A 321-nucleotide genomic window follows, 5' to 3' on the forward strand; every position below is an offset into this window, starting at 1 on the left:
GTGCAATGCCATGGAAACCCTGCTGGTGCATCAGGCTGTCGCTGCACGTGTGCTGCCGCCGCTGGCCGCCATCTACCGTGACAAGGGCGTTGAACTGCGTGGCGATGCCGCCACCCGCGAGCTGCTCGGCGGCGATGTGCTGGAAGCGAGCGAGGACGACTGGTTCGCCGAGTACAACGCGCCGATCCTGGCGATTCGCATCGTCGACTCGCTGGAGGCGGCCATCGAGCACATCAATCATTACGGCTCGCAGCACACCGACTCGATCATCACCGAGAACTTCAGCGATGCGCGGCGTTTCCTCACCGAGGTGGATTCTTC

The 321-nt window shown here is 63.2% G+C and carries 1 pseudogene; it reads left to right on the forward strand.

Annotation, left to right across the window (positions count from 1 at the left end):
• Window positions 1-10: 10 nt before the first annotated feature.
• Window positions 11-321: pseudogene (proA, locus tag LK12_RS23385) on the forward strand (glutamate-5-semialdehyde dehydrogenase); the annotation flags it as partial.

It is taken from the genome of Novosphingobium malaysiense, assembly GCF_000802225.1.
Lineage (GTDB): Bacteria > Pseudomonadota > Alphaproteobacteria > Sphingomonadales > Sphingomonadaceae > Novosphingobium > Novosphingobium malaysiense.